15 protein-coding genes and 1 pseudogene are annotated in these 23,831 nt (G+C 63.6%); 2 read left to right on the forward strand and 14 right to left on the reverse strand.

The features are described 5' to 3' along the window. Positions 1 to 81 precede the first annotated feature (81 nt). Positions 82 to 588, reverse strand: a complete 507-nt coding sequence (gene rpsP / locus HMPREF3227_RS10005; RefSeq protein WP_066486968.1) for a 30S ribosomal protein S16 — start codon at positions 586 to 588, stop codon at positions 82 to 84. 361 nt (positions 589 to 949) lie between these two features. Here rpsP and HMPREF3227_RS10010 point away from each other — a divergent pair, with 361 nt between their 5' ends. Continuing rightward, positions 950 to 3,187 carry an acyltransferase family protein gene (locus HMPREF3227_RS10010; RefSeq protein WP_066512712.1) on the forward strand — a complete coding sequence of 746 codons (2,238 nt, stop codon included), beginning with the start codon at positions 950 to 952 and terminating at the stop codon, positions 3,185 to 3,187. Positions 3,188 to 3,300: 113 nt separating this feature from the next. On the opposite strand, the gene HMPREF3227_RS10015 is transcribed toward HMPREF3227_RS10010, so the two are convergent. The 11 genes and pseudogenes from HMPREF3227_RS10015 to HMPREF3227_RS10065 form a co-directional block, all read right to left on the reverse strand. After that, complete coding sequence (locus tag HMPREF3227_RS10015; RefSeq protein ID WP_066512715.1) at positions 3,301 to 4,452, reverse strand: TIGR04053 family radical SAM/SPASM domain-containing protein; 1,152 nt, start codon at positions 4,450 to 4,452, stop codon at positions 3,301 to 3,303. A gap of 174 nt (positions 4,453 to 4,626) precedes the next feature. Beyond that, the gene (ffh, locus tag HMPREF3227_RS10020) at positions 4,627 to 6,261 is read right to left on the reverse strand and encodes a signal recognition particle protein (protein ID WP_066486979.1); all 1,635 of its coding nucleotides are present in this window, start codon (positions 6,259 to 6,261) and stop codon (positions 4,627 to 4,629) included. Between the two features lie 52 nt (positions 6,262 to 6,313). Then, positions 6,314 to 8,416 carry a [protein-PII] uridylyltransferase gene (locus tag HMPREF3227_RS10025; protein ID WP_066512719.1) on the reverse strand — a complete coding sequence of 701 codons (2,103 nt, stop codon included), beginning with the start codon at positions 8,414 to 8,416 and terminating at the stop codon, positions 6,314 to 6,316. Positions 8,417 to 8,420: 4 nt separating this feature from the next. Further along, positions 8,421 to 8,759, reverse strand: coding sequence for a P-II family nitrogen regulator (locus HMPREF3227_RS10030; RefSeq protein ID WP_066486982.1), 339 nt, complete (start codon positions 8,757 to 8,759; stop codon positions 8,421 to 8,423). A 3-nt stretch (positions 8,760 to 8,762) separates the two neighbouring features. After that, positions 8,763 to 10,169: an ammonium transporter gene (locus tag HMPREF3227_RS10035; RefSeq protein WP_066512726.1), complete on the reverse strand. Its 1,407-nt coding sequence runs from the start codon at positions 10,167 to 10,169 to the stop codon at positions 8,763 to 8,765. A 580-nt stretch (positions 10,170 to 10,749) separates the two neighbouring features. Then, a pseudogene (locus tag HMPREF3227_RS10040) lies at positions 10,750 to 11,052 on the reverse strand (Na+/H+ antiporter subunit G); the annotation flags it as partial. Between the two features lie 5 nt (positions 11,053 to 11,057). Then, positions 11,058 to 11,348 (reverse strand): cation:proton antiporter, encoded by a 291-nt coding sequence (locus HMPREF3227_RS10045; protein ID WP_066486988.1) that lies wholly within the window; start codon positions 11,346 to 11,348, stop codon positions 11,058 to 11,060. Further along, positions 11,348 to 11,890, reverse strand: a complete 543-nt coding sequence (locus HMPREF3227_RS10050) for a monovalent cation/H+ antiporter subunit E (RefSeq protein ID WP_231732349.1) — start codon at positions 11,888 to 11,890, stop codon at positions 11,348 to 11,350. The genes HMPREF3227_RS10045 and HMPREF3227_RS10050 overlap by 1 nt, the downstream gene beginning before the upstream one ends. Next, on the reverse strand, positions 11,891 to 13,429 hold the full coding sequence (locus HMPREF3227_RS10055; RefSeq protein ID WP_066486992.1) for a monovalent cation/H+ antiporter subunit D family protein: 1,539 nt from the start codon (positions 13,427 to 13,429) through the stop codon (positions 11,891 to 11,893). Further along, the gene (locus HMPREF3227_RS10060) at positions 13,429 to 13,899 is read right to left on the reverse strand and encodes a sodium:proton antiporter (protein WP_066486995.1); all 471 of its coding nucleotides are present in this window, start codon (positions 13,897 to 13,899) and stop codon (positions 13,429 to 13,431) included. Before HMPREF3227_RS10060 ends, HMPREF3227_RS10055 begins: the two co-directional genes overlap by 1 nt. Next, a complete protein-coding gene (locus tag HMPREF3227_RS10065; protein WP_066512729.1) occupies positions 13,900 to 16,875 on the reverse strand; it encodes a DUF4040 family protein in 2,976 nt (991 codons plus the stop codon). Between the two features lie 224 nt (positions 16,876 to 17,099). Between HMPREF3227_RS10065 and HMPREF3227_RS10070 the strand changes: the two genes are divergently transcribed. Next, complete coding sequence (locus HMPREF3227_RS10070) at positions 17,100 to 18,329, forward strand: hypothetical protein (protein ID WP_066512735.1); 1,230 nt, start codon at positions 17,100 to 17,102, stop codon at positions 18,327 to 18,329. A gap of 53 nt (positions 18,330 to 18,382) precedes the next feature. Here HMPREF3227_RS10070 and ftsY read toward each other — a convergent pair whose 3' ends face one another. Next, positions 18,383 to 20,188, reverse strand: a complete 1,806-nt coding sequence (ftsY, locus tag HMPREF3227_RS10075) for a signal recognition particle-docking protein FtsY (protein WP_066512738.1) — start codon at positions 20,186 to 20,188, stop codon at positions 18,383 to 18,385. A 50-nt stretch (positions 20,189 to 20,238) separates the two neighbouring features. After that, a complete protein-coding gene (gene smc, locus HMPREF3227_RS10080; RefSeq protein ID WP_066512744.1) occupies positions 20,239 to 23,751 on the reverse strand; it encodes a chromosome segregation protein SMC in 3,513 nt (1,170 codons plus the stop codon). Positions 23,752 to 23,831 lie beyond the last annotated feature (80 nt).

Here is a 23,831-nt window from a genome sequence, read left to right on the forward strand (position 1 = left end):
CTGCTCCAGGGCCGCATTGTATGGGGAAAACGCGTAAAACCCCGCAACCGCGAACGGTGACGGGGTAGCGCTTAAGCAGAATTACTCTGCGGACTCCTCAGCCGGAGCTTCCTCAGCAGCCTCAGCCTCAGCGGCAGCCTTGGCCTCAGCCTCGGCGGCGGCAGCAGCCTCAGCGGCAGCCTTAGCCTCAGCCTCTTCCTTGGCCTTGCGCTTCTTCTCGGTGATGGCCTCGAGGGTCGGGCCGTTGGCAGCCTCAGACAGGGCAGCGTTGAAGAGGTCAAGCTTGGACGGCTTCTCCTCGGCCACCTGGAGGGTGCCCTCGGCGCCCGGCAGGCCCTTGAACTTCTGCCAGTCACCGGTGACCTTCAGCAGAGCGAGTACCGGCTCGGTCGGCTGTGCGCCGACGCCCAGCCAGTACTGTGCGCGCTCGGAATCGATCTGAATGAGGGACGGCTGCTGCTTCGGGGAGTAGATGCCGATGTTCTCGATAGCCTTACCGGAACGACGGGTGCGGGCATCAGCGATGATTACGCGGTACTCAGGGGTGCGGATCTTACCGATACGCTGCAGCTTAATCTTAACGGCCATGATTGGCTCCTTTGCGTGTAGTCACTGGGCAGTACAGACACGCGAGCCGTGTGCTCGCGCCGGTTCAACCCTCGGATTTAGCCTGCGTGTGACATGCCCGCCGTCCGTAGGCGGTGGGGGCGTTACGCAGGATAAGTGTCAAATTGTGCCGCCACATGCGTGGCAACCCGACATATACTACAGGCAACCAGGCCAATTCCGGAAATCACGTCGCGTCAGTTCCGGTTTTCATGCATGCGCCAGGTAACCTTACGGGCCGTACCTAGTTTATAGCTTCCCGTTTGCCTGCTCTTTCTTTCCCGTCTCCTGCGACGGGATTATAGGAGGAGCACTAAGGACGAGGTCAGGACCCACCCACACCATGGCAGAATCAACACGAAATTTTCGCTACCGTTACGATCTTGATGGACTGCGCGGCATCGCGATCGGCCTCGTCGTCCTCTATCACGTCTTCGTGGGACGCGTCTCCGGCGGCGTGGACGTCTTCTTGCTGCTCTCTGGCTACTTCTTCCTGGGCTCCCAGCTACGCTACGCGGAAAAGCCGAATGCCTCTTTTAACCCGTGGTGGCCGATCTGGCGCACGCTGCGCCGCCTGGTCCCGGCGCTTGCGCTCACGGTGGGTACAACGTTCCTCCTCGTCAAGTTCTTCACCCCGCAACTGCTGCGCACGGAGCTCGTCCAGCAGATCACGGCGACGGTGTTTTACTACCAGAACTGGGAGCTGGCACGGCAGAACGCCGATTATGCGGCGGCATCGGCAAGCACCTCGCCGCTGCAGCACCTGTGGTCCATGGCCGTGCAGGGCCAGTTCTATGTCATGTCCATCGCGTTTGCGCTGGGCTTGGGGCTCCTCGTCCGCGCACTGGGCCGCCGCACCCTCACCGTGCAGAAGATCGCCGGCCCCATCCTCGTTATCGTCACGATCGCGTCCTTCGCATACGCCTGCCGCTTTGGTCTCTACGGCCCGGCCGCAAACTACTACTCCACCTGGTCGCGTGCGTGGGAGCTCACGCTCGGCGGCGTGCTCGCCATCTACGGTGCAAAGCTGGCCGTCCCCCAGCGTTTTTCCAACTTCTTTACGGGCTTCGGCCTCCTCGCGCTCATCTGCACGGGCGCGCTTATCGCGAATACGGCGGCCTACCCCGGTCCGCTGTCCTTGCTGCCGCTCGGCGGTGCCGTGCTCATCATCCTGGGCGGCGGCGGATCCCTGTCCCAGGCCATGGCCTCGAAGAAGGCACGCTGGCTCGGCGACGTCGCCTACCCGCTCTACCTGTGGCACTGGCCGCTGCTCATCCTGTCCACGGCGTACCTGGGCATGGAGCGCCCCACCTGGTGGCTGGGCGTTATCATCATCGCCATTTCGCTCGTCCTCGCGGATCTCACGCACCGCTTCCTCGAGCGTCCGCTGCGCCAGCGCCGCAAGCGCCCGACGCGCGACGATATGCCGGTCAATTCTGCGCTCGCCTCTCTGCGCACTACGGCCGGCGCCTGGCGCGGCGTGGGCGGCGTGCTTATGGGCGCAGCGACCATTGCGCTGCTTACTATTCAGCCCGTGTGGATGTCCCAGGTCCGCGACGGCGAGGGCCTCACCCTCGACCCCGCGCGCTACCCCGGCGCCATGGCGTTCAACGGCACCACGGCCCCAGAGGGTGTCACGGTCCAGCCGGATCCTATCCTCGTGGGCGGCATCATGCCTCCGACCTCGACCTCGCATTGCTTCGTGGCGAAGCAGGCGGATCCGAACTACTACAACACGGAACGCGTAGACGGAACGCCGTGCATCTTCGGCGACCAGGATGCGGACTTCAAGGTCTACCTCGTCGGCGGTTCCCACGCCGAGCAGTGGGCCTCGGGCCTGGACAAGCTTGGCCGCGAGATGCACTTCCAGCTCGTTCCGATCGTCCGCCAAGACTGCCCCATCGAGTTGGGCGATGACGTAACCGTCACCCCGGAGTGCAAGGCCTGGGCCGAGGGCGCCGTCGAGCAGATCGTCGATGGCGGTGCGGACCTCGTCATCTCCAACACGACGCGTCCACAGGACTTCTACGGGCACGGCCCCGACGTCGTGCCAGCCGGCTACGCCGCGTTCTGGGACTTCCTCGCGGAGCAGAACATTCCGTTCATGGGCCTGCGCGATAACCCGTGGGGCTTCGACGCCGCTGGCGTGGGCCGCGAGTTTGACGAGTGCTACGTCGCAACCCAGGACGTGGACGCGTGCAGCATGGACCGCAACCAGGTCTACGCCCCAGTGGACCCGGCCGCGATTGTGCTTGCGAAGTACAAGAACATGATCGCCGTTGATACCTCCAACTGGTTCTGTGACGACACGCAGTGCCCCGTCATTATCGGCAACGTCTTCGTCTACCGCGACATGCACCACATCTCGAATGCCTTCGCAGACTCCGCGATGCCGCTGCTACGTCAGTACATCGAGCCCTTCATGAAGGGCGAGACGGTCCAACAAGAGGCTCCCGATGCCCCCGCGGGCGAAGACTCCGCAGCCCCCACCGCCACGCCGTACGACGAAGAAAACCAGAACCTCCGCACCACGGCGGACGTTGCCCCTTACCCCATGGTCGCGGCCCCCACCGCGGTTTAAACCCGCCTCACGCCGCACATGGCCCTAGGAGGTTGGTCATTTACCCAGCTCGCCGAATTTCCATGAATTTCGGTGAACAGCGCGAATGGCCAACCTGCTAGGGCCTTCTAGTTTTACGAAGCGGCGTGGAGTTCCTTCCACGCCTGCGGCACGTACGCACACGTCGGGTCTGAGGCGAGCGGATCGCCCGTCATGGCGAACGCAGTCGACCGCGAACCACCGCACACGGACGCAAATTCGCACACGGAGCACTTACCCGACCACTGCTGCGGATCGCGCAGCTTCTTAAACACCGGCGAGGTGGCGTAGATATCCGGCAGGGTCTGCTCCTTGACGTTTCCGCAGTGCATGGGCAGAAAGCCGTTCGGGTACACGTCGCCGAGATGGTCGATGAAGACGAAGCCGGAACCCGCGTTGATAGCCATGGGCGGACGCGGACGGCGAGTGTGCTCGGCCGGTCCCAGCAGGCGCTCGGTTTCCTCGGTGAGGAACTTATAAAGTTCGCCACCTTCGTAGGGCTGTCCTTTGGAGCGCTGAATGACAATGCGCCGGTACTGCGGGCCCTCCGTCGTCTTGATGGCAACGCGGTTGGACACGTCGTGGAGCCAGTTCATGGCGTCTTCACGCTCGAGCGGGCTGAGCGCGCCGAGTCCCGTGCCGCGGCCGGTGGGCACGAGGAAGAATACGCTCCACAGCTTGGCGCCCATATCGATGACTCGCTTGAGCAGCGCCGGGGCTTCCTTCACGTTGTTCGACGTGATGGTCGAGTTGATCTGCAGGCGGAAGCCCACGTCCGTGACGATCTCCGCCATCTCGACGGTGCGGACAAACGTGCCACTGAAACCGCGGAAGTAGTCATGCGTCGCGGCCGTCGCACCGTCGAGGGACAGCGAGAGCGCCGAGCCTCCCACCGCCTTGAGGCCTTCCAGGCGCGCGCGGGTCAACCGCGGCGTCACGGACGGCGACAGCGAAATGTTGAGCCCCAGCGAGGTGCCGTATTCCGTGAGTTTCTCCAGGTCACCGCGCTCGAACGGATCGCCGCCGGTGAGGACGACGATGGGACGCGGCTTGTCATACGTCGCGATGGAGTCGAGCAACGCCTTGCCTTCCGCCGTGGTGAGCTGCCCCGGCGCCGGCTCGTGTTGAGCGTCCGCACGGCAGTGTTTGCACACGAGCTGGCACGCACGCGTGACCTCCCAAATGGCGATGAACGGCTTGGCGTTAATATCGTGGCGCACCTGGCGCACGATGGGCGTGTCCTTCACGGGGTCCCCTCACTGAAGCGAATGTTTTCTACAACTTTAGTCGTAGAAATCTCGCGCATAAAATAAGGAGAGCCTCACTCCCATTCCATCTAGCCCCCTCACTGACGCTTCAGGCCGAGATGAGCCCCCCCACCCGTGGCGGAAGGCTCATCCCGGCCTGAAGTGATAATAAAGCTACTTCTTCTTGCCCTGGCCGAAATCGAGGTTGTCAAGGTCGATGTTTTCCATACCCTTGGGCAACTTCATGCCTCCCATACCACCCATGCCGGGGAAGCCTCCGCCTTGGCCCATCTGCTCCTGCATCTTCTGCAGTTCCTGCATGGAGGGCATGCCGCCAGGCATACCCGGCATTCCAGGCATGCCACCGCCGCCACCGCGACGCTGCTTGGCGGGCTTGCGCTTGCCGTTCTTGCCCTTGCGGCCCTTGGGCTTCTTTTTCGTGGCGGAGCGACCGCCGCCCATGCCGGGCATGCCGAACTGGCCGGCCATGCGCGACATCATCTTCTTCGCCTCGTTGAAGCGCTCGATAAGGGAGTTGACCTCAGAAACGGTCACACCAGAACCGTTGGCAATGCGCTTGCGGCGCGAAGCGTTGAGAATCTTGGGATTCTCACGCTCTTCGGGGGTCATACCGCGAATAATGGCCTGGATGCGGTCGAGCTGCTTCTCGTCGACCATGTCAGCCATCTGCGACATCTGCTTGCCGCCCGGCATCATCTTGAGCAGGTTGCCGATGGGGCCCATCTTGCGGACCATGAGCATCTGGTCAAGGAAGTCGTTGAGCGTCATCTCGCCCGAGCCGATCTTCGCTGCGGCTTCCTCGGCCTTCTGGTGGTCGAGGGTGGCCTCGGCCTGCTCGATGAGGGTGAGCAGGTCGCCCATACCGAGGATGCGGCTCGACATGCGCTCCGGGTGGAAGACGTCGAAGTCGTCGAGCTTCTCGCCGGTCGATGCAAAGAGAATGGGCTTGCCGGTGACCTCACGGATGGACAGCGCGGCACCACCGCGGGCATCGCCATCGAGCTTGGTGAGCACGACACCGGTGAAGTCCACGCCGTCACGGAAGGCCTCGGCGGTCTGGACGGCGTCCTGGCCGATCATCGAGTCGATGACGAAGAGGACTTCGTCCGGGTTCACGGCGTCGCGGATATTGCGAGCCTGTGTCATGAGCGTTTCGTCGATACCGAGGCGGCCAGCGGTATCGATGATGACCACGTCGTGCTGGGTGCGCTTGGCTTCCTCGATACCGGCCTGGGCGACGGCAACCGGGTCGCCGTGGGAGGTGCCCATCTCGTGCTCGCTGGTGTCGATGGACGTGCCGGGGTCCGGCGCGAAGGTGGGCACGCCGGCGCGCTCGCCCACGATTTGGAGCTGCTGGACCGCGCCCGGACGTTGGAGGTCACAGGCCACGAGCATGGGCGTGTGTCCGTTCTTCGCCAAGTGCTTGGAGAGCTTGCCGGCGAGCGTCGTCTTACCGGCACCCTGGAGGCCGGCGAGCATGATGACGGTGGGCGGGTTCTTCGCGAACTGGAGTCGACGCGTCTCGCCGCCGAGGATCTCCACGAGCTCCTCGTTGACGATCTTGACCACCTGCTGGGCAGGGTTGAGCGCCTCGGAGACCTCGGCACCAACGGCGCGCTCCTTGATGCGCTTGATAAAGCCGCGGACGACGGTCAACGAGACGTCGGCCTCGAGCAGCGCGAGGCGGATTTCGCGGGCCGTCGTGTTGATATCGGCCTCGGTCAGCTTGCCCTTGCCGCGCAGCCCGGAGAGGGCGGATTGTAGGCGGTCAGATAGTGATTCAAACACTACGGTGGCGCTCCCTTAAGTAAAATTTGACGGATTTTCGCTTTTAACTACTCTAGTCGCTTGCCAAGGCCCGGGTCACATTCGCTACCACGGCAGAGCGGCTTACCTCGCCGCGCAGACGCGCATGGACGATCATTGTGGCGCCGAGAACCTCGTGGCGCAGCCACTCCACGTCCGGCAGCGCGCCCAGCAAATGGCCCAACGCGGCCACCCGCTCCGCCGTGCGCACAGTAAGCACCGCGCCGAGTTCAAAGACAGCGGTGGTCGGAGCGGGCTCAATCTCGGGAAGGACCGAGTATGTGCCCGACGCATAGGATTGGAGGAAACGCTGCTCATTGGCGGCATCGGCAAGCTGCTGCTGGACGGTGCGGATATCGAACTCCGCGGCGTAGCTGCCGTCCCGCTCGCGGATAATCCGCGAGCCCATGACGGTCCAGCCCAGGGCCGCGATGAGCGCGAGCGGGCGCACCATCTCGCGCTGGTACTCGCCGCACCAGTACACGGTAAGCCGCTCCTCCTCCCAGTCGACGCGCAGGCCGATATCGCGCGGGGCGTCGACGATGGGCCGGGTGAGCGCCCGGGGCTCGAGCGCCTCCAGCGCGCGGGTCGTCATCGCGTGGACAGCAGAGGCCAGCCGTGAGGTCCACACGCCGGGCCCCGTCGAGCGGGCGTCGGCCTCCGCAAGCACGGCTAGCAGGGAGACGGTGAGCTGGTCGTAGCTGGCGGCATCGAGAAGCGCGTCGCGCGCCTCGTCCGACCAAGGGTCCATGCGCGCGGCGAGCTTGGCCAACGTTGTGTGCTCAGCAACGATGGTCTGCACGCGCGACATATCCGCGAGGTTGAGCCGCATACGCTGGGCTTGGCGAACGACTATTTCCGCGCCGACCTGCTCGTGCGGGCGGTCGTAGCCTTTGCCCATGTCATGGAAGAGCGCAGTCAAGAGCAGAAGGTCCGGCCGCGCGACGGTCGTGCGGGCCTCCGCACAGCGCGCCACCGTGTTGATGGAATGCGCGTCGACGGAATGCGTGTGCGACCGCTCCCGCGGCAGAAGGCCACGGATATGCGCCCAGTCAGGCACGAGCCGCTCCCACAGGCCATGCGCGTCGAGGTCTTCGATAACCCGCGGGGTATGGCGCGGCGAGGACAGGATGGAGTAAAAGTCATCCACCGCGGCTTGTGGCCACCGGTCCGTGACCGTGGGTAGCTCTTGGAGCTGCACCCACGTCGCCTCGGAAACGGGAATGCCCGTGCGTGCCGACGCCGCCGCAACGCGCGTGAGCAGCCACGGATCCTCTAGGTTGGGGTTGCGCGAGAGCGTAATAGTGCCCCCGGCGTCGATGACGTCGATGTCGAGCGGCCGCCGGATCCCTTTCCGCTCCCTTTTCCCTACGAGCCCGCGGGCGGTGGCCAGGCCTCTTTCTAGGGCATGGTCGACCGCGCTGGCGGCCTCGACGAGCGCGGCGGAGAGCTCATAGCGGTCCTTAAACCCCAGGTCTTCCGCGATATCCGCGGCGAATTCGGGGTCGAGCGCGTCGCGATGGCGGCGCGCGTGGACGTGGAGCAGGGTGCGCACGTCGAGCAAGAGCTCTTTTTGCGTATCGAGCCGCGGATTATCGCACAGGTTGCCCAGCGCGAGTGCGCGCAGGAGCTGAATATCGCGCAGCCCTCCCCTGCCGTTCTTAAGCTCCGGGTTCGTCATCGCGGCGACGGCGCCGGACCGGTGCCAGCGCGCGATGGCAGTATCAATAAACGCATCGAACCCACGCTGGAGCTGGCGCCGCCAGACGGCGAGCAACTTCGCGCGGGCTTCATCGACGAGCAGCTTATTGCCCGCGACGTAGGCAAGATCCAGCTGCGCAAAGCCTGCCGATGCATCTTCTGCCGCAATGTCCGCACACTCGTCCGGCGTTCGCACCGCGTAGTCGAGGTGGTACTTCGCGTCCCACACGGGGTACCACATCTGCGCGACCTTTTCCTCGTCCAGCTCCTTGTCAGCGGGATGGAGGAGAATAAGGTCGATGTCCGAGCGTGGGGTCATCTCCTGGCGGGCGAACGACCCTGTCGCGGCGAGCGCGGTGCCTTGGGGCAGATCGAGAGAGCGGACAACGGCAAGCGCCGAGGCATAAGCCTCGGCGCGAATGTCGGATGGTGTCACGGGACTAAATGGCGGCTTCGCCGCGCTCGCCGGTGCGGACGCGGATGAGGTCCTCGACCGGGGTGACCCAGACCTTGCCGTCACCAATCTTGCCGGTGTACGCGGACTCGACGATGGCGTTGAGTACCTCGTCCACCTGCTCATCGGCGAGGACGATCTCCAGCTTGACCTTCGGCACGAAGTCCGTGGCGTACTCGGCGCCGCGGTAGACCTCGCTGTGGCCGCGTTGCTGACCGAAGCCCTGGGTTTCCGTCACGGTCAGGCCGTGGACATCGAGCTGCTCCAGCGCTGCACGCACGTCCGGAAGGGTAAAGGGCTTGACTACTGCGGTGATGAGCTTCATGGGTTACTCCTTGACGTCGGTGCGCGGCGGGATGGTAGGCGCCGTGGAATTATTCGTACTGCCAATCATAGTAGCGGGTGCTCGCATGCCAGATTGTGCGGCCAGATCGTAACCCGACTCACGGTGCTCGGAAACATCGACACCGGCCGCCTCGTCTTCGTCCTCAATCCTCCAGCCGAGGGTGTACTTGAGTGCCAGCGCAATGACTAGCGTGACGATTCCAGCGAAGACCATAGCGACCACCGCGATGACGGTCTGAATAATGAGGAGCTTAACGCCGTAGCCTGCATCGTCCGTAAGCAGGCCGCCCTCGCTGGCAAAAAGTGCCAAGCCGATGGTGCCCCACAGACCGGCGACGAGGTGCACGCCGACCGCGTCGAGCGAGTCATCGAAGCCGAATGTGTACTTCAGCCCCACGCCCAGGCACGCCACCGCGCCGCCGATGCCACCCAGAATCAACGAGGTCACCGGCGTCAGCGCGCCAGCGGCGGGAGTAATGGCGACAAGTCCAGCAACAACACCGGAGGCCGCGCCGAGAGACGTGGCCGCCTTATCTCGAATGGCCTCCACAGCCATCCAGCCGAGCATGGCCGCTGCGGTCGCCGCCGCCGTGTTGAGCCACGCCAGGCCCGCCAGACCATCCGCGGCGAAGGCGGAGCCGCCGTTGAAGCCGAACCAGCCGAAGAAGAGCAGCGCCGCGCCTGTCATGACCATGGGCAGGTTATGCGGACGAGAGACCTTGGTGGGCCAGCCGGCACGCTTACCCACGACGATGGCGAGAACGAGTGCCGCGGTACCAGCAGAGATATGCACAACGGTGCCGCCTGCAAAGTCCACCGGCGAGACTGCCGCGGTGGTCTCACCGGCCTCAGTAACGGTGCCGAAGATCCAGGAAGAAAGGGAACGCTCCGCGTGGGAGAGCAATCCCCCACCCCAGACCATGTGCGCCAGCGGGAAGTAAACAAAAGTCACCCACAGACCACTAAAAGCCAGCCACGTACCGAACTTCACGCGGCCCAGCAGCGCACCGGAAATAATTGCGGTAGAGATCACCGCAAAGGTGAGCTGGAATCCGATATCGATGACGTTCGCATACCCGGACGCCCCCGCGATGTAGTTGCCGTCCGCGTCCGTAATAGAGTCGCGCAGTCCGAAGAACTCGAACGGGTTCGCGACCACGCCGCCCCACGACTGCGTGCCGTAGGACATCGACCAGCCCCACAGGACGTAGGCGACGCAGACCATGCCGAGCGCGCCGAAGGACATCATCATCATGTTGAGGACACTTCGCTTATCCGAAAGTCCACCATAAAACAACGCCAGGGCCGGCGTCATGAGAAGCACTAATGCAGCAGAGATAAGCATCCACGCGGAGTTGCCGGACACCGCAGCCAGTTGATCGGGAGTCATCCGTCTCGCCCTTTTCTATAGGTTGATAGGTACGCGAAGGACATTACCTGTCACACTATAGAAACACAGCTTGGATTCACCTTTCGCATGTCACCCCCCAATCCGGTCAGCGCTATCACCTGCACCGTTACCCCCGATCGCCCGAACGCCCGGCCTGAATTTAAAGGCCCGGCCCCACCTCGTCTCGCCCGCCCGCACAGCTTCCCACGTTAAGCATTCGAAAGTGTTGACCAACGCCAACGGGGATGGATATGCCGGGCTGCCGTAGCTCTCGAACATATAATCTAACGCCTTGATGGAGGGGTAGCCTCTCATGACCACCGTTCCACCAGACAGCCCGAACCACCCGCCCGACGCTTACTTCGCACCACTGAACCTGAGAGCTCAGCTTCGACGACTAGAAAAACACAAAGACGCCAGCGAGCAGAAGCTCACCGGCGCCTCGTTCCTACTGTGCTGCCGCATCCCCCGGGGACTGCGGGGCGTTAGGATCCGGCACAATGCCGGCCGGCAGTGGATTGTCTGCCACCACCTTGTGGTCCTTAGACTCACGCGCGGCCTTGCGGCGTGCAAACTTCACGTCGGTGACCGTCACACCGTAGATGGAACGGCCCATGTAGAACGAGCCCACGGACCCGATAATCCACACACCAAACAGCGTGAGCAGTACCTTGACCAGGTTCCAAAAATCGAAGCCGGTCGTCGACCAATCGATGATGAGCTTGGCGAAAAGGAGCAAGGGCACGGCCACACCTACGGTGGGACCGAGCAGGTTGACACGCGTGAGGGCATCGGGAGCGCGCCACAGCGCCACGGTCGTTGCAACGACCATGACGGTGGCAGCGATGACGAGCACCGCCGCGATAATCTCTGCAATCGTCATGGGGTTTACCTCCTGCCCTTCGAAATAATGCGGGACATCGACAGGGTGGGCAGCACGCCGGCGACGATGGCTGCCAGCAACACGATGTCGTACGCAATGGACATGTCGTTGAGCAGCGTCCACGAAATAAACATGGCGATCATGCCGTAGAACACGAGGTCCGAAATCACCGTGCGGGTGAGCTCATCACGCGAGCGCAAGGCAAGCAGGAGGCCCGCGCACACGGCACCTCCCATGATGAAGATGCAGATGACAACAATCCACCCGAAGAGGGAAAGATTCGCGAAGTCAATCATTACTTCTGCTCCTTTCGGTTGGCGCGGAGGAGATCAGCCGGTGTCGTCTTCGGCGTGTCATCTGCAGCCAGCGGTGTGTCATCCGCATGAGCCATATCCGGCGCGCGCATGTGCCGGCCAACGGTCTCCAAAGTATATTCGTAGAACGCTGGGTCGAGCTCTGTCGCGTCTCCTTGTCCGGGCACGCCATAGTCGATGCCCTTAACGTGGGGTGCCACGCGCTCTTCCATGTCTGCGAGGCTTGCCATCACGTCAGCAGGATCGTCGCCCTGCACCGCTTGAACGAGGACGATGCGCGGTAAACCTTCACGCGGAGGTTCACGCAAACCCAGCGACAGCGTTCCCGGCGTCGCCGTAATCGACGACGTGAACCAGAAAATATCCCAGGCATCGGTCACGCGCAGCGGATAACGCAACACGACCGGATGATAGCCATTATTCGGCTTCAAAGAATCGAGTGCGAGCGAGAAACCTGCGACAAAGATTTCTTTGACGAGCCACGGTGCATAGACGCAGCCATGCAGAATCCGCTTAATATCCATTTAACGGCCCTCCTGAATTCCATCGAGCTGCGGCATGCCCACCGGGTCATCGCCCAAAATAGCGGCGGAGTAGGCATCCACATTAAGGAGATCGCCCGACGCCGTGAGCGTCACGTCGACAACGAAGCCGGCGAAGATGAACATACACAGCGAGCCCAGGATGAGCGCCAAAGACGGCGCCATGAGGTACTTGCGAATGACGAGTTCATCGGGCACCTTCTCCACCGGCAGCGGCTTGCCCCAGAAGACCTCACGCCACACGCGCAGCATGGACAAGAAGGCCGCGAAGGACGCGATGACAATAGCGGTGATGACGACCCAGGCCCACGCGGTACCGGTGCGCGCCACCTCGAAGACGATCATGACCTTGCCCCACATACCGGAGAAAGGCGGGAAGCCCACGATGGAGAAGGCACCGGCTGCGAAGATCCACGCGATGAGCGGGTCGCGGCGGGCCAAGCCAGACAGCTTGGACAAGTTTCCGGTGCCATACGTTTCCTCAATGGCGCCGGAGGCCAGGATGAGCGAACCCACCGTAATCATGTGGTGAATCGTGTAGAGAATGCCGGCGGCCAGCGCGCGCTGCGGGTCCTCGCCCGTAAAGGCGAGCATGACCAAGATGAACGGCATGCCATTGAGCATCTGATAACCCAGCACGCGGCGGATGGAGTTTTCCGCCAAGCCGCCAAAGGCGCCAATCGCCATGGAAATGATCATGATGACGATGATGAGTACGTTCCACCGCGCGTCCATGTCGAAGAGCACGACCCACAGGCGGAAGAGCATGTAGACGGCGACCTTGGTGTGGAGCGAGGAGAACAGGCCCATGACCGCTGCCGAGGTGCCCGGGTAGGTACGCGGCAGCCAGGACTGCACGGGGAAGACACCCGCCTTCGCTGCGATGGCGATGACGATGAGTCCGGCCGCGACGGTAACCTGGCCGTTGCCAGCGGCAGCGCCCTTAAGCGCCGCGAGGTTGACCGCCCCAGCGACCGAGTAGATGTAGCCCACGCCCACCATAAGCAACGTCGACGCAAAGAGGTTGACGAGGACGAAGGCACGGCCAGCCGCGAGACGCGACCACGTACCGGACATAGTGATGAGGCCGTAGGACGGCAGCAGCATGACCTCAATGAACACGAAGAAGTTAAAGAGATCCGCGGTGATGAGCGCGCCGTTAACGCCGGTGATGAGAATGAGCGTCAACGCAGGATAGTAGCGAGACTTGGTCTCGCCACCCACGATGGCGAACCAGTTCGCGCCGAACGAGACGATCATCGTCGTGATAATGAGCAATGCTGAGAAAGAGTCGGCCGCAAAGGCGATACCGGCATTGCCCACGTACAGACCCACGGTATGCGCGACGACGCCGTTCTGCGACGTAAACGCCAGCAGACCAAGGCCGGCGAAGATGCCGATACCCGGGATGATGAGCATGATGGCGTCACGCACGCGGCGCCACGGCGCCAGCAGAGCCAACGCAGCAGAAACGAGCGGGACCGCGGGGAACAGCGGGAGGAGCTGACTTGCAAGTTGCATTACTTCTCGCCCCCTTCAGCATTCGCGGCGTTGGGAGAAAGCGCGCCCTCATCCGGGTTCTTAATGCGCTGCACCGCATTTGCGGAGCGTTCCAGAATGTCGCGGTTTTTTGCGTCGCGACCCAAGGTGCTAAACGCGTGGTCGACAGTGTTGTCATCCACCGGCTCGACGACATCCGTGTCGTCGTTGGCGCCCATGGCCGCCATGGTAAGCAAAATCGTCGTTGTCGCCATGGAGATAACAACCGCCGTAAGCACGAAAGCCTGCGGCAGCGGGTCTGCCATCTCGGCGGCATCGACGCGGGAAGGGAAGGATTCGCCGCGGTAGGAGTAGACGCCCGTGGCCAGCAACGTGAGGTTCGCAGCGTGACTAAAGGCCATCATGCCCAACACGATGTGGACAAGGCCACGCTGTTGGATGAGATAGACCGCAGCGGCCATCAAAATACCAATGGTAAGTGCGAGATACATTTACTTCTCCCCCTTCATCCGTGCTGCGCGAACAGACGGCTTCTTGGTGCGAGCCTCGCGTTCATTGAGCAAGGCCAACGGGTCGGTCGAGGGGTTAATCGGGGCCGGGTACGGATCGTCCGCGTTATCCATAGTGATGCGCGGCGTCGTGGGCAGCGAGGAGTCGTCCCCGTGGACCCACGGCAGGTAGTCACGCTCTGTACCGGGGCGCAAGTAACCACCCAGGGCGTTGATGGCCATGGTGAGCATGCCCAGCACCGCAAGGTAAATACCCAAGTCGAAGATCATGGACGTTGTCCAGTGCTGGCCGAAGGCCTCGGCGTGAATAGCAGCAAGGAAGCCGCCGTTGCCCCAGCCGTGATGGAAGTAGCCCACAAAACCGGCGGACAGCGCAACAAGGATGCCGATACCGGTGAGGTGGATAGGCGTCATGCGGCCGAAGACGATCTCATCCGAGCCACGGGACAGGTACGCCAAGCCGATCGCGGCACCCATGATGAGCGCGGCCGGGAAGCCGCCGCCCGAGACCTGGTGTCCGCGGTAGAAGACGATGAGCGACAAGATAACCAGCATCGGCGCCACAAGGATGAGGGCCTTGCGCAGCGGCACGGAGTTGAGCTGCGACTGGCCGAAGGGCGCCGGGCGCGTGCCCGAGGTAAACGGGAAACGCGGCAGCGTCGAGGTAATCGCAGCGATAACGACGGCAGCCATGCCCAGCACGGACAGCTCGCCCAAGGTATCGAGTCCACGGAACTCGACGATGATGGTCGCCACGACATTGTCGCCGCCAGTAATTCCGGGTGCCTCGTTGAGGTACCACTCCGCGAGGCTCGAGCGCTCGTGGCGGCCCATGAGAGCCCACACGCCAAGGAAGGCGGCGATACCAGCAAGGATGGCGATGACAATCGAGCCCGTGCGACGCGAGGTGTTCTGCACGTTGTGGAAACGCTCCGGCAGGTAACGCAGGACCATCATCATGACGATGACCGACAACGCCTCAACGAGGAATTGCGTAAGCGCCACGTCCGGCGCGCCCATGATGAGCATCTGCAGCGTCACGCCCGCACCAGCGATACCAATCATGACAGCACCGGTGAGTCGGTTGTGCGTGCGCACCAGGCCAATCATGGACAGCGCCACGATGAGCAGCGGGATGATATCCCACGGGTTGTCCAAGCCAGGAACGCGCGGTGCCAACGCGACGCCGTCGACGCCCTCGCCAATGAGAGCGGCACCTGCAAGAACGATAATGAGCAGCACAATAGGCAGCATGAGGCGCGAGGGATTATGCGTATCGGACATGCGGCCGAGCTGGCGACCAATCCACGTCGCGCCCTTTTGCATGGAGTGCAGGAGCTCGTTGCCGCTGCGCGGCAGGAATGGGCGGGACTCGAACGCGGCCCAGAAGCGCTTGCGGAACACAACGCCCACAACACCGAGCACGAGCACCGTCACTGAAATGAGAAGCGGGATGGTAAGACCATGCCACAGTGCCAAGTGGGTGTGGGACTCTAAGCCGACCGCATCCACGACGGCATCGACAGGCTCGTCCGCACGCCCCATGATGAACACGAGCGGGAAGGACATGAATCCGGGCAACGCGGCCGGGAGCCACAGGCGCACCGGCGCCTCGTGGACGCCACTCACATCACGCGGGCCGTCGAAGAAGGCGCCGAAGACGATCTTCGCGGAATACGTAAAGGTAAAGAACGCGCCGATGCCCGCGGCAAGCAACAGGATCACCTGGCCGACTGAGCCAATCGGGGCATCCTCAAACGCGGTGAGCATGCCTTCCTTGGACACAAAACCCAGCAGCGGCGGGACCGCCGCCATGGAGGCTGCGCCGATGACCACGGAACCAAACGTCCACGGCATCTTGTTCCACAGCACGCCCAAGCGACGAATGTCGCGGGAACCCGCCTCGTGGTCGATGACGCCGATGAGCATGAACAGCGAAGACTTGAACAGCGCGTGCGCCGCCGTGTGCACGATGGCGGCCGCGATGGCGAAGGGGGTGCCGACGCCGATGGTCGCCACAATCCAGCCCAGGTGCGAGACGGTCGAGTATGCCGTGAGCTTCTTCAGATCGGTCTTCTGCACCGCGAAGACGGCGGACATGATCGCCGTGCCCATGCCCACCACGATAAGTAGCCAGTTCCATACGGCCACGTCGTGGAAGATGGTGGAGAAACGCACGAGCAGGTAGATGCCCGCCTTGACGACGGCCGCGGCGTGCAGGAAGGCCGAGACCGGGGTCGCCGCCGCCATGGCTTCTGGGAGCCAGAAGTGGAATGGGAACTGCGCGGACTTCGTAAACGCGGAAATCGCCACGAGCACCGCGACGCCCGCGGTCAGGCCCGGGCGCTGTGCCCACACGTCAGAGGCCAGAATGAGTTCAATGTGCGTCGTCCCTGCTGCCGTCGCCGCAATCGCCAGCGCGGTGAGCAAGGTGAGTCCACCAATGAAGGTGAGGATCAACGTGCGCTGGGAGCCTGCCTCGCCGCCGGAGCCGGAACGCGCGATGAGCATGAATGACGCGAGGGAGACAAGCTCCCACGCGACGAAGAGCAACACCACGTCATTAGCCAACACCAGCAGGAGGATGGACAGCATGAATGCCGTCATCAGGACGTAGAAACTGGTATTCCCCTGTTTCTTCGGCAGATACGCCGCGGAATAGGTAAACACCACAGCGCCGATGATAAGAGCAAGCAAGGCAAAGAAAGCACTCAGCGCGTCCGCGCGCAGGGACACGCTCACGTCCATGCCTGGTTCCACGAAATTGCGAACCCAGGTATACGTGACGGTGAGAGGCGTGCCGTCCAGCACGTCCCCCAGACGAGAGATGATGAGCCCCGCGGCCACAACAAAAAGGACCGCAAGCGGGTAACCCGCCTGCCGGTCCATGAGCTTGACGAGCCCGGGTGCAAGGATCAATGCCAAGGCTGCGAGGAGGACAACAAAGCTAAGAGTCACGAAAGAACTCGCCTCACAAACATTGGTTGAAATAGGACAGATGCGCATTAAATACAGCGTTTTCAACCCTACCATCGGGGCTCGTCCCAGGTCACATTACCTTTCGTTCGTTCGACAAGGCACAGAGCTTTCCGATGCCCCCATACCCCGCCCGCATGTGTGATGCAGGTAACGAGATGGTTAGGTAAGGTGAAATAACTTCACTATCCCCTAAGGACACCGCTATGCACCCTCGCTTTCTCACACTGCCTGCCGTTGCCCTCCTCGCACTCAGCGGGTGTTCGGCGCTGCCCGAGCTCAAGTCAAAAGAAGATCTGCCCAACCAACAGTCGGAGACAGAATTCCCCCTCGCAGACGGCGATGTGGAACGTCTCTTTGTGGACGGCCGCCTCGCCAACTGCGAGCTGCCCATGCCTTTCCTCGTGCAGGCGGGCTTCGACGAGTCAGCGGGACTCGACGTCGGAGCCGATTCGACCGCAAGCGACGTCCTCCTCGACGGAAAATCCTGCGCCGGCATGACTGCCGTCGACAGCGAGGATAAGCCGGGACTCTTCATCTCCATGATCAATTTTGTCGAAGCCACGGAATTCCGTGAGGGCATGGAAACCGAAGAAGTAGCAGAACCCACGTCATTTAAGGATCCAGCGCTCGCGGACTGGACGGTCTACCGCCTCGAAGACACCGAGATGCAGTCCACTCCCCTCTTCTCCGTTTTCGGCCCAAAGGGAACTCCGCTCGAGCAGTTCCAGATGACCGCCTCAGACAATGTGGAACGAGTCGCGCCCCTGGCCAACGACCTCATGGCGCTCACCAACCGCGCGGTCGAGCTCGGCGTGCTCACGAACTTTGACGGTTTCGACAACGTCCAGGCTCCCGGCGAAGGCTTCAAGGATGCCCGCACCGGCGCCATCCCCCTCGATCAGGAACGCTTCGCACGCACCACGGAGGGCCTCGACACGGTCGAGTCACCCGATACCGCCATCGAATTCGCAGGCGGGAGCACGAATATTCGGACGTGGCTCAGCGACGTTAACCAGCTCACCATGGACGACGTCGTGGGATCGAGCTGGGGGCGCCTGTGCTTTAATCTCAATCTCGAATTCGACGGTGGCATCAAAGCACTCCCCACGCTCGTGGACGTTGCGAGCAGCGCAGATGAACGTGTCGGGCTGCGCTTCGGCAACGGCGGCTACTCCACCGCCGTGACGGTCCAGGAACCCACCCTCAATCCGGAACACACCGCAGTTCCCATGTGCTCACAAACGACGTCTATCGCGCGTGGCGATATCGTCGTGACGATGAACGACGACTTCAGCACGATCGCCCCCGCCGATCTTCCTGACGCACTCCCCGCCTGGACGTTCAGCGTCGACATGCGCGACGGCGACTTCATCATCGACGCGGACGGCGCCGAGGATCCGGACTTCGTCGCGTCGAAGACCGTCGGCGATTAAGCAGATATAAAAAGAGCTCCGCAGTTCACTGCGGAGCTCATCACGTGTTCGATTTACTTCTTGTCGCCAAGCAGGGCGTCAACGAAGCCCTCAATCTCGAACGGCGCGAGGTCATCCGCGCCCTCGCCCAGGCCCACGAGCTTGACCGGCACGCCGAGCTCCTCCTGAACTTGGAAGACGATGCCGCCCTTGGCGGTGCCATCGAGCTTCGTGAGCACGACGCCCGTGATATCCACGATCTCGCGGAACACGCGCGCCTGTACGAGGCCGTTCTGGCCCACGGTTGAGTCGATGACCATGAGGACCTCGTCGACCTCGGCTTTCTTCTGGACCACGCGCTTGACCTTGCCCAGCTGGTCCATCAAGTCAGTCGACGTGTGCAGACGGCCGGCCGTGTCAATGAGCACCACGTCGACACCCTGCTCCACACCCTTCGCGACGGCATCGAATGCGACGGACGCAGGATCCGCGCCCTCCTTGCCGCGCACAGTATCGGCGCCGACGCGGCGACCCCAGGTCTCGAGCTGGTCAGCGGCCGCGGCACGGAACGTATCCGCCGCACCGAGCAGGACGCGGTGGCCCATGGCGACGAGCACGCGGGCGAGCTTGCCCGTGGTCGTCGTCTTGCCGGTGCCGTTGACGCCCACGACCATGATGACCGCCGGCTTGCCTTGGTTCGGCATGGCCTTGATGGAGCGATCCATCTCCGGGTGGCCGACCTCGATGAGCGACTCGCGGAGCATCTCACGGGCCTCCGCCTCGGAGTTCACGCCGCGCTCGGCGATCTTCTCGCGCAGAGACTCGGTGACCTTCATCGTGGCCTTGGTACCTAGGTCCGCCATGATGAGGGTATCTTCGATTTCCTCCCACGCGTCATCGTCCAGGTCGCCCGCGGACAGAATGCCCATGAGGCCCTGTCCGATGGCGTTCTGCGAACGCGACAGGCGTCCACGCAGCTTGCCCAGACGACCAGCCGCTGGCGCAATGTCCTCCGTCGGCTGTGCCGGCGTCTCCACCAGCTCGGTGTCCTCGGACGCGGTCTCGGACGTCGGCTCCTCCGGAACCTCGGTGACCTCGCGGGCTTCAGCGGCCGATGCCGTCTGTGCCTCGGCCGCAGCCGCAGCCTCCTGGGTGCGCTCGAGATCCGCGTCGTCTTCGATGTCGTCCACCGCATCTGCGATGTCGGCGTCATCCGGATCCTCGGCGACCTCGTCAAAGACCGGCGAGTCTTCCGTCGCGGATTCTTCCTCGACCTCGTCGCGTGTGGTCTCCGCTACGGCATCTGCCTGTGCAGCGGCCTCCTCGGCCTCCACGTTCTCGGCCTCCACGTTCTCGGTCGCCGCCGCACCAACAGCTGCTGCAGCAGCAGCGCCTGCGGCACCGGCAGCTGCAGCACCCGCAGCAGGCTTCTCCGCTTCCGGCTCCTGAACCGGGGCGGTCGGCTCAGACTTCACCGGCTCCGGCTTAGTTTCCTCGACGACCTTCGAGTCCTGGACCGGCGCAGCGGGTTCGGACTTCACGGGCTCCGGCGTCTTAGGCTCAGTCTTCGGAGTCTCGCCGCGCAGCTGCTCGTTGGCCATCGCCGTTGCGCTCGGCTCAGCGGAACCCGGCTGTGCGCTCGGGTTCGACGGTGGAGTCACCGGCTCCTTTGCTGGGCCAGCCTGCGTGAAGTTAAAGCCGCCCTGGGCCTGGTAGTTGCCGGACTTCTGCTCCTGCGTGAGCTGCTTTTCCTCAATCTCAGCCGGTTTCTCGAAAGAGACCTTCTTCGCTTCGCCGCGCTTCTTGCCTCCAATAATCACTCCAAGAATGATGAGAAGCAGGAGAGCAACGACGATAACGACGGTAAGAGTTGTGTTCATGCTCTCTATAGTGCCAAAGACACACGAGTCGGGCACAGCAAAGCCGCGACTCACCCCCGGCTAGCGGGGGCGTCCACGCCGAGGCGCGCGGCATCGGCAGCCGCGGCCTCCGAGCCCGGGGCGTCGCCGGCGCGCGTCATGCGCTGCGAGATGACGCGCGTAACGCCGTCGCCGCGCATGGTCACGCCGTAGAGCACGTTTGCGATGTCCATCGTCGGCTTCTGGTGCGTGATGACGATGAGCTGCGAGTCCTTGCGCAGCTCCTCGAAGAGCGCAATGAGTCGGCGCAGGTTGACGTCGTCGAGGGCGGCCTCGACCTCGTCCATGACGTAGAACGGGCTGGGGCGCGCGCGGAAGATGGCCACGAGCATGGCCAGCGCGGTGAGCGACTTCTCGCCACCGGAAAGCAAGGACAGACGCTTGACCTTCTTTCCCGGCGGGCGAGCCTCAACCTCAATACCCGTGGTGAGCATGTCGTCTGGGTCGGTGAGGACGAGTCGGCCCTCGCCGCCTGGGAAGAGGGTCTGAAAGACCTTGGGGAACTCGGCCTCGACATCGTTCCACGCGTCCGTGAAGAGCTGGAGAATCTGTTCGTCGACGTCTTCGATGACGCCGGTGAGGTCCTTGCGCGCCTGGATGACGTCATCGAGCTGCGTGGAAAGGAAGGTGTAGCGCTCCTCCAGCGCTTTGTATTCTTCGAGGGCCAGCGGGTTGACCTTGCCCAGGGAGTTCAAGTCTTTTTCGGCTTGCTTGAGGCGCTTCGTCTCCGCGGCGCGGTCGAAGTCCTCGCCCGGCGTGTAATCGCGGAGCAGATCCGTCATCGACAGGCCGAGCTGCTCGACAAGCTTAGCTTCGGCCTCGTCGCGGCGGACCTGGGCCTGGGAGCGTGCGATATCCGAGTTATGCGCGTTCGAGGTGAGTCGGTCGAGCTGCGAGCGCGCGGCGGAGACCTGGGCCGCGGCCTGCTGGACGTGGGATTGGAGGCGGGTGCGCTCGGCCAGCGCGGCGTCGCGTTCTTCGGTGGCGCGATCCAGGGCGAGGCTCGCGCGCGCGGCGAGGTCACGGGCGTGGCGGGCGACGGTGCTGGCGAGTTCGGCCTGCGCGCGGCGGCGAGCCATGGATTGTTCGTGGCGGGCCTTCGCTTGGCGTTCGTGCTCAGCCTGGCGGCGCAGGGCATCGCCGCGGCCGGCCACTTGGGCGACCTTGTCCTGGGCGGAGCGCGCGGCGAGCTGGGCCTCGACCTCCATGGCCTTGACCTGTTCGAGGGCGGCGTTCGCCTCGTCGCGGACCTGGGAGCTGGGCTCGTCTGGGGTGTCGTCCGCGTCGACGCGGGCGAGGCGGTCGCGGGCCTCGGCGAGTTGCTCGCGCAGCTGCGTGAGCTGGACCTCGATGTCCGTGGCGCGAGCGGCGGCCTTCTCGTGCTCCGCCTTATTCGCCGCATGTTGGGACAGGAGACGCTGGTGGTCGCGCTTCCACGCCTCAATCTGCGTGTCGTGCTCGCGCAGCGCGGCCTTCGCGGAGGCGGCGGTGACGCGGGCGTCTTCCGCGGCGAGCTTGGCGCCCTCGAACGTGCCGGAAAGTTCCTCGAGCTCCGCTTGGGCGGTTACGAGTTCGGCTTCGGCGGCGGCGATGCGGGCGGCGACCTCGACGGTGGTCTGCGCGCCAGTGCCGACTTGAACCCAGCCCTCACCGACGAGAAGGCCGTCAGGCGTCACGGCGCGCAGGCGCGGATCCTCCGCGACGAGGGCGCGGGCTGCAGACGCGTCGGGGGCAAGCACGACGTCGGCGAGGAGCCGCGTGACGGCGGCGCGGACTTCCGGAACTGCGGTGACGTGGTCGAGTAGCCACGAGCAGCCACCTGGGAGCGTCGCGTCGAGGCGCCAGTCCCCCGGGTCGTGGTACGTGGAGGTGTCGAAGAGCGTGGCGCGGGCGGCATCGGAAAGCTGCGTGAGCAGCTCAGGGGTGAGGCTGCCGGCCTGGGCGTCGGCGAAGGCGCCCAGCGCCGCGGCGACGGCCGTTTCCTGCGAGGTCGTGAGGAAGTCCGCGAGCGGATGGAAGTCGGGACCGAGATCAGCGGTCTCCGGCGCGGTGGTTGCCAGCGTCTCGATGCGCGAGCGCAGCGTATAGACGGCGCGTTCGCGTTCGCGCTGGCCGTCACGCAGCTGCTCGAGGCGCTTATCGGCGGCATCGGATTCCGTAGCGGCGCGCACGTGGGCTTCTTCGAGGGGCTGGCGTTCCGCATCGAGGGCCGCCAGCTTATCCGCGACGCTGTCGGCCTCGCGCTGGGCGGCCTGCGTGCGCTCACGGGTGGAACCGAGGGTCTCCTCGTGGCGGGAGAGCTCGGATTCGACGGACTCGACCTGAGCAGTAAGCGACTCCTCCGCGGCAATAAGACGGACAACGCCCTCCCGGCGGTCCGCAATGGCGCGCAGTTGGGCCATGTGTTCGCGGTCGGCGGCCTCGAAGGCCTCCCGTTTCTCCAGCAAGGTTTCGCGCAGGGACTCCAGGCGCATGGCGGCTTCCGCTGCCGCTTCGAGGAGCATCTCGTGTTCCTCGTCGGCACGCGCAGCGCGGGCCTCAAGATCCTCGGGATCCTGGCCGGAGTAGGCGACCTGGGCGCCGACGTTCTGGGCGCGCTCGGTGGCGATGCGCTGGGTCGCAGAGACGCGCTCGACGAGCGAGGACAGATCGAACCACAGCTTTTGGGCGGCATCGGCAGCCGGTGCCGCGACGGCGAGCTGGGCCTCGACGTCGGCGTGGGCTTCTTCTGCAGCTTCGAGCTGAGCTTGGAGCGTGGCGACCTGTTCAGCGAGGAGCTCGGCTTGTTTCTCCGCGTTGTCGTATTCGGCGCGCAGGCGCACGACCTGATCGCCGGCGAGACGCAGGCGGGCGTCGCGCAGATCCGCTTGGACCGTGGCGGCGCGCTTCGCGGCTTCCGCCTGTCGCGCGAGGGGCTTGAGCTGCTTACCCAGCTCATCCGTGAGGTCCTGGAGGCGATCCAGGTTCGCCTGCATGCCGGTGAGCTTGCGCTGCGCCTTTTCTTTGCGGCGGCGGTGCTTGAGGACGCCGGCCGCCTCTTCTATATAGGAACGGCGGTCCCCCGGACGCGACTCAAGGATCTCCGCGAGCTTGCCCTGCCCGACGATAACGTGCATCTCGCGGCCGATACCGGAGTCGCTGAGCAGCTCCTGAATATCCATGAGGCGGGCTTTGGCACCATTAATTTCATATTCACTCGCGCCGTCGCGGTACATGCGGCGGGTGACGGAGACCTCGGAGTACTCGATGGGCAGCGCACCATCCGCGTTGTCGATGGTGAGCGTCACCTCGGCGCGACCCAAGGCCTTGCGGTCACCCGCACCGGCGAAGATGACGTCCTGCATCTTGCCGCCACGCAACGTTTTGGCGGAGCCCTCCCCCATGACCCACGCGAGGGCATCGACGACATTGGATTTGCCGGAGCCGTTGGGACCAACCACGGCGCAGATGCCGGGCTCAAATTTCATAGACGTCGCCGACGCGAAGGACTTGAATCCTTTGAGCGTGAGCGATTTGAGGTGCATTCGTGCAATTCTAGCAAGCCCTGCGCCAGACCCAGATATAAGTACTTTTTAATTTTAAATTAAAACAAACTTACCCATGA

This window comes from Corynebacterium sp. CMW7794, assembly GCF_001563605.1.
Lineage (GTDB): Bacteria > Actinomycetota > Actinomycetes > Mycobacteriales > Mycobacteriaceae > Corynebacterium > Corynebacterium phoceense.